7 protein-coding genes are annotated in these 6,519 nt (G+C 56.6%); 2 read left to right on the forward strand and 5 right to left on the reverse strand.

The annotated features are described in order from the left end of the window. Positions 1-132: 132 nt before the first annotated feature. From ACWISF_RS08775 to ACWISF_RS08785, 3 genes are read right to left on the reverse strand one after another with little or no spacing between them, the layout of a single operon-like run. A complete protein-coding gene (locus tag ACWISF_RS08775; protein WP_448381210.1) occupies positions 133-417 on the reverse strand; it encodes a hypothetical protein in 285 nt (94 codons plus the stop codon). Between the two features lie 24 nt (positions 418-441). Further along, the gene (gene ruvA, locus ACWISF_RS08780; RefSeq protein ID WP_448381211.1) at positions 442-1,044 is read right to left on the reverse strand and encodes a Holliday junction branch migration protein RuvA; all 603 of its coding nucleotides are present in this window, start codon (positions 1,042-1,044) and stop codon (positions 442-444) included. Beyond that, positions 1,041-1,595, reverse strand: a complete 555-nt coding sequence (locus ACWISF_RS08785) for a CpcT/CpeT family chromophore lyase (RefSeq protein WP_448381212.1) — start codon at positions 1,593-1,595, stop codon at positions 1,041-1,043. The genes ruvA and ACWISF_RS08785 overlap by 4 nt, the downstream gene beginning before the upstream one ends. Positions 1,596-1,669: 74 nt before the next feature. Here ACWISF_RS08785 and ACWISF_RS08790 point away from each other — a divergent pair, with 74 nt between their 5' ends. Continuing rightward, positions 1,670-3,616: a DICT sensory domain-containing protein gene (locus ACWISF_RS08790; RefSeq protein ID WP_448381213.1), complete on the forward strand. Its 1,947-nt coding sequence runs from the start codon at positions 1,670-1,672 to the stop codon at positions 3,614-3,616. On the opposite strand, the gene ACWISF_RS08795 is transcribed toward ACWISF_RS08790, so the two are convergent. Both ACWISF_RS08795 and ACWISF_RS08800 read right to left on the reverse strand, forming a co-directional pair. Continuing rightward, positions 3,550-4,758 (reverse strand): ATP phosphoribosyltransferase regulatory subunit, encoded by a 1,209-nt coding sequence (locus ACWISF_RS08795; RefSeq protein WP_448381214.1) that lies wholly within the window; start codon positions 4,756-4,758, stop codon positions 3,550-3,552. The genes ACWISF_RS08790 and ACWISF_RS08795 overlap by 67 nt on opposite strands. Beyond that, positions 4,755-5,678 (reverse strand): J domain-containing protein, encoded by a 924-nt coding sequence (locus tag ACWISF_RS08800; RefSeq protein ID WP_448381215.1) that lies wholly within the window; start codon positions 5,676-5,678, stop codon positions 4,755-4,757. Before ACWISF_RS08800 ends, ACWISF_RS08795 begins: the two co-directional genes overlap by 4 nt. Positions 5,679-6,255: 577 nt before the next feature. Between ACWISF_RS08800 and ACWISF_RS08805 the strand changes: the two genes are divergently transcribed. Then, positions 6,256-6,519: helix-turn-helix domain-containing protein (locus ACWISF_RS08805; RefSeq protein ID WP_448381216.1), on the forward strand; the 264-nt coding region annotated here is incomplete at its 3' end.

Raw genomic sequence — 6,519 nt, forward strand, 5'->3', positions numbered from 1 at the left:
TTCTCAATGAAACTTATCACCTTCTTCCGTAAATCCAGACTGTAACACATTCTGATTCTCCTCCTTGATTCTCACCTTCCTCCCCATCTTACACCCCCCTCTCATAAAATGTTGCATTTTCAATAAAAATGACTATATATAAAAAACTTCAAGCACTTTACCTGCCCCAAGTTTAGGTAGTGCCATTTGGGTGATGCTCAAGAATCCGTCAGGTCGGTGGCTTTGCCTTTTTGGGGAGAAACAGCAGGGGTCAATGGGGGATGAAACATGTGCTTGGATAGCACTATCCGTTGCTGAATTTGGGTATAAACATACAGCGAAGGTGGAATTACGAACGTGCGTCGTTTCATAACTTTTAATGAGCAACGCCAGATGCAACACTTCTGGGGTTTCCCATCTCATTTGGGATTCAGCCATGCCGTTGCCCAAATTGTTGGCCCCTCAACTTAGCAACTGAATCGCGCGACGAATCCAGACCTCAGCATCGGTGGTCTGCTGGCATTCCCGGTCTTGTCCCAGTTGGCTGAGCGCCTGGCTGATTTCGGCCCCGGTGTAACCCAGGGCAGCCAGGGTGAGGGTGACTTCCTCGCGGATGGGGGCGGGTAAAGAAGTGGTCGGCCCTTCCCCCAACCATTGCTGCATGGCATGGCGCAGTTCCAAACTCAGGCGTTGGGCGGTTTTGGCCCCTACCCCCGGTGCCTGGGTCAATAGGGCGATATTCCCTGTGACAATGGCCTGCGCCAAATCCCCAGGGGGAAACGTGTCAAGCAACGCCAGGGCCAATTGCGGGCCAACCCCATTGACCCGCAGCAGTTGCCGGAATAAATCTCGTTCTGCCACCGTACGAAAACCATACAGCAGGGGCTGTTCTTCCTTGACCTGCATATGGGTAAAGAGATGTACGGTTTGCCCTGGGGTCAAGGCTTGGGCGCACCGTTGTCCCACCTGGAGTTCCCAGCCGACCCCCTGCACCGTCAGGATGACCAGCCATTTCCCCTGGGAACCGGCTACTGCCGCAACTTGCCCGGTGAGGGAGCCAATCATGCCCGCTTGTGGAAGCGGTAGGGTCCCATGAGCGCCCCCCAAATCGCCTGGCCGGTGGCCGGGTCAATCCCCCGGTCGTAGCTGAGAAATTCTTGGGCGTTCACACACCACCCCAATTCCACCCGCCGCACTTGCCCTTGATAGATAAATTCGCAACAACTCCCTGGCATGGGGCGGGCGCAAAATGCCCCGTTTTCTGGTTGCACCCGGAGAATGCAGCCAGACAAAGGCAGGACGTCTTCGCTTTGGAGGGCCGCCAAGCGTTCGGGTTGCGCCCCGCAGCCGCGCCAGCGTTCGGGTTCCCGGCAGGCGTAGTACTGCACGTGCTGGGCATCCATCCCCACCAACACCCGTTGCCGGTAGGGGGCATGGGGCGTAAGGGCATTGGCTTGCTCGATAAACAGGGCCGGTCGCCCCTGAATCCCCCCCGGAATCGGCTGCTGCCACAGCCACAAATGGACATACCAGGCCGGTTCGGCCAGGGCTTGCGCGCGGTTGTCATACCAGCCAGGAAGCCAGTCCCACCAAGGGGGCAGCGGCGCTGTACGCATTCTTTTACAATGGCAAGGGAGTGGGGTCAGAATCTTCTATCGTTAAAGATACAACTGTCAACCGCCAGTTGGGTATGGCGCCCTTTCCCTCTATATTGCAGGCTGTGTTGCAGATTCATCCCCATCTGCGACCCCAAATTTATTTCAAAGCCTCTCTGACGGCGTTGTCCCACGCGATGGAAGACCAGGTGCTGGGAAGTACGGATGCCCCACTGGTGATTGCCAATTTCCAAAAGGAACGTTACTACCGGCAAGAAACCCGCCGCTACCGTCAGTTGGCGCAACACACCTCCCAAATTTACGTGCTGGCCGCCCCGGAGACGGATTTTGCCCAGGTGCCGGAACCCTACGAAACCATTGCCTTTGCCCCCGATGACCCCCTGGCCCAGGAATGGCATCTGGTGGTTTTGGGGCGTCACTACGCGGCTTGTTTGGTGTGCCGAGAACGCCCTAGCGAGCCGCCGCTGATGGACCAAGCCCGCCGGTTTGAGGGGATTTGGACCTTTGAGCGCACCATCAGCCAGACCGTCGCCCGCCTGCTTTTGGAGCGGATTTGCCGCTACAAACCCCAGCTAGAGGCAAAAATTGCCCAGGCAATGGCCCAGTACGAGTTGACCGCCCCGCCCCCCTCTGCTGCCCCTGCGGGCTTTCACCCAGAGCCTTTTGTGGAACGCTTGGTGACCTATCTCCAATCCAGTCAGTACAAAATCCTCAAAGCCTACCGCGCCCTAAGCGACCAGGAACGGCAACAGCGGCTGGTGAATTTGATTACCGGCGCCATTCGCAGCACCCTCAACCCCGAACAAATTTTCCCGATTGCCGTGCAGGAATTGGGGCAGAATTTTCCCGAATGTCGCTGTATTTTGTACCGCTGTCGTTCTCACCACCCATCGGCGCGAATTGAGTACGAGTACACGGCGGCGGGGGTGCCCTCCCTCAAGGGAGTGGATTGGCCCTTAAGCGACAATCCCCTGTTTGCTTTGGCGATTGGGCGCGACCGGGCAATCGGGTTGAACGACGTGACCATAGCGCCGGAACTACAGGGGCAGACCTCCCTGTTGCATCTGTTGCAGACCTACCGGGTGCGCTCCTGGTTGATGGCCCCAATTATTCACCAGGGGATGTTGCTGGGGATGTTGGAGTTGCATCACTGCGGGGCGAAGCCCTATTCCTGGCGGGAGGTGGATTTGGCCTTGGTAACAGCGATTGCCCACCAGGTGGGGTTGGCGTTTGTGCAGGCGCAGGCATACCAAAGTTTGGCCGAGTTGAACCAGCAGTTGGAGGCCTTAGACCGCACCCGCACCAATTTGATTGCCATCATCGGCCACGAATTACGCACGCCCCTATCCACGATCCAGGTGTGTTTGGAAAGTTTGGCCACCGAACCGGAAATGCCTGCGGCGGTGCGCCAGGAAATGCTGGCGGCGGCGATGAGTGACGCCGAGCGGCTGCACAAGTTGATTCAGGATTTTCTCACCCTGTCGCGCCTCGAAAGTGGCCGGGTGCAATGGCAAAAGGAAGCCATCACCTTATCCGAATGTGTGGAGTTGGCCTTGGCGCATCTGCGTTCCCACGCGGGGGGCCGCTTGCCCCAGATTCAGGTGGAATTACCGGCGGATTTGCCCCTGTTGCGCACCGATGGAGAAGGCATTGTGGAGGTGTTGGTCAAGTTGCTGGACAATGCCTGTAAATTTACCGGCCCGGAGGGGCGGGTAACGGTGCGGGCGCAGGTGCAACCGGGGCAGATGTTGGAAGTGGTGGTGGCCGATACGGGGCGGGGGATCGAACCCAGCCAGTTGCAGGCGGTATTCGACCGATTTTACCAGGAAGAAGGGGCCTTGCGCCGCACGGTGGGGGGCACCGGACTGGGCTTGGCCATTTGTCGGCAAATTGTCACTGGGCTAGGCGGGCAAATCTGGGCGGAATCGGCAGGGCGGGGGCAGGGCAGCAAATTTCACTTTACGATTCCTTTGGGGGTGCGCCCGGATTCGGGGGACCGCTCACAACCCGTAGAAACCTGAGCCACACCGCCGGCATCTATCCAGACAACCCCCTGGAGCGGCGCTTCCGGTGGGGGCGCCAAAGCCAGCTCCACCCGCTGCTGAGGATGCTGCTGCCGCAGGTATTGGGCGTAGTCCAAGGCGGCGCGGTAGGCGGTTTCCCCCTGGGGAATCACCACCCAATCGGGGCGGGCCGGACGCTGAGGCAACACCCCCACCGGCAAAAGCTGCTGGTGCAGAGTTTCCAAATTCAGGGAAAAGCCAATCCCCGGTACGGTTTTCCCCTCCGGGTGGTAGGTGGCAATCAGGTCGTCGTAGCGCCCGCCCTGCCCCACCAACTGCACCGTATGCCCCTGAATCACCGCCACCTGTAATACGATGCCGGTGTAATAGTCCCAAGACGGGATCAAACTCACATCCAACACCAGGGGGAAATCCGGGGGTAACAATTCCACCAGGGATTTCAGGTGATTGACCCGCTGCCACTGGGCTGGCGTGAGTTCCCAAGTACGCAACCGCTGCAACACCTGTGCCGGTTCCCCCCGCAACTCCAACCACGCCAAGGCCTGCTCCCGCCAAGGCGAGGGCAATTCCCCCAGCGCCACCCGGTCTAGGCGCATCAACCCTTCGGTCACCAACCCCTGCAGGGCCGCAGGAAACCCCTGAATCCATAACCGCGTCAACCCCGCTTCCCCCAAAATCACCCGCCACGGGGGCAACTGAATCGCCGTCAACCCATCGTGTAAAAGACGCAGGATTTCCCCATCGGCCAACAGGCCGGCCACACCCAGCAGTTCCACCCCCACCTGGTAGGACTCCTGGCAATGCCCCCGTTGGGGATGGGGACGAAACACATTCGCCACGTAGTACAACCGTTGGGGATGGTGCATCTGCCCCCAGCGACTGGCTGCCACCCGCGCGATCGAAGCCGTCACATCAGGACGCAGGCCATAAATCCCATCCCGGTCTTGAATCTGCACCACCCGCTCCGGACGCACCCGCCCGCCCGCGACCAGGGTATCGAGGCGTTCCAAGGTGGGAGTGACCACCCGGTGATACCCCCAGCGGTGAAACGCCCCCTGCAACCGCTCGCGAATCCAGGTTTTCTGGATCACCTCCAGAGGCAACAAATCCCGACTGCCGGTGGGCGGCGGAAAATTCATCGCCCAAAGAAACCAAAAAGCCCCTTTTTCTTTTTCTCAGGAGGAGCGGCTTTGGCCTTGGCTTCGTTTTCCTTGGCTTGTTTGGCCAGCATTTTTTCCACTGCCTCTAGCCCTTGCAGCGCCCGCGTGTTGGTTTTGTCCCGTTTGAGCGCCCGTTCAAAGTGAATTTTGGCCATTTTCAGTTGGTTGGTCTGGAGATACACATAACCTTTCAAGCTCAAACAACGGGCATCACCACTGTCCAACTTGAGGGCATCGTCCAATTCCCGCAACGCCCCTGGGTAATCCTTCAGCCGCACCAACTCCTCCGCCCGGTTGTAGAACTGGTCAATAAAGGAAGGCGCTGCCGGTTCCGGGGTAGTCGGCGTGGGTGGCGCAGCAGCACCGGCTACGGGTTCTGCCGCCGGGGGAGGGCTGGCCGGACGTGACCCAAACGCCACCGTATTCCCCGCATACTGCCAGCGCAACAAAGCCAGATTCAACTCACTAATTTCGTTAATAATCCGCATCGTCTCATGGGGCACGGCAAACTGCTGCTCGGTGAGTTTTGCCAGAGTTTCCCGGTAATAGGCTTCTGGGTCTGGCTGCCGCTGGAGCAAATTCGCCGCTTCTGTGGCAAAAGACAGGGTTTCTTGGGATACCTGCTGCCCGATCATTTTCAGAATCAGGTTGTGTTCGGCCCGCACCTTGTCGTCATAGAGCTTTTCGTAGGCCGGATTCACCAAGCGGGAAAGAATCTGGGCGGCTATCTGTCGGTCTTCTTCGCTCAGATGGCTGGTGGTATCCGGGTGTAAGGCCCGCGCCACCCGCATATACCGGCGCCGAATCTCCTGGGGTCCCGCATCCAAAGGCACACCCAAAATCGCATGGTAATCCACCTGTTGATAGCGTCCCAGTCCTTGGTGAATGGTGAGGTCCATAGGGTTGTGCCGCTATTACTCATAACAGTCCTCATAGTATAGCGCAAAAATGCCCACCCCGCCCCCAAAACCCTTGGTGCAACCTTGATTCTGCTTTAATTTTGCAATTGACATAACCAACTCGCTATGGAAATCAGAGACCAACCGATGTAGAAAATCTGTTTGGCGCTCCCGGATTTAGGGTGAAACGTTTAGAGGGTTGAGAAGTAGGGCTACAGCTCTAGCTGCGCCAAGCATCCGGCGCGTTACTCATCTGTTGTTAGCCTTCATCGTGATAAGGATACGATACCCATAAATTGATGCGGCAATAGAAGAAGCCCAAGCAGTAACTCCATCTAAAAAGAATAGAAGATTAAAGCTTTATCATGATAAACCATATAGCGTTTATAAACCAAACCATTTAATCAAATACGCTTCACAGGTTGCAGCGGTAACAACATCTTCTCTTCGTTTTGATCAATGAGCCAAGAACTTCTTGAATGTTCTCTATCGCTCAACATAACTTAGGAAACCCCCCAAAGACATAGGAAATTCCATCTATAGTCAAGCAGGGTAAGGTCGTCATATTATAGGATAGATGCTGTGGAGAAAAGCGATGGCAAGACCATACAGTTACGATTTGCGTCAAAAAGCAGTCGAAGCAGTCTTAAAGGGGGCAAAACTAGTTGAGGTTAGTGAGTTATTTGGTATAAGCATCAGAACCGTACAAAGATGGTTAAAAATGTGGTCAGAAACTGGTGATTATCGCCCGAAACAGAACTATCAAAAAGGTCATAGTGCTAAGATTACTGATTTGGAGGGATTTCGCCAATTTGTCGAAGCAAACCCAGGGTTGACGCAA

This window comes from Gloeomargarita sp., from assembly GCF_053491055.1.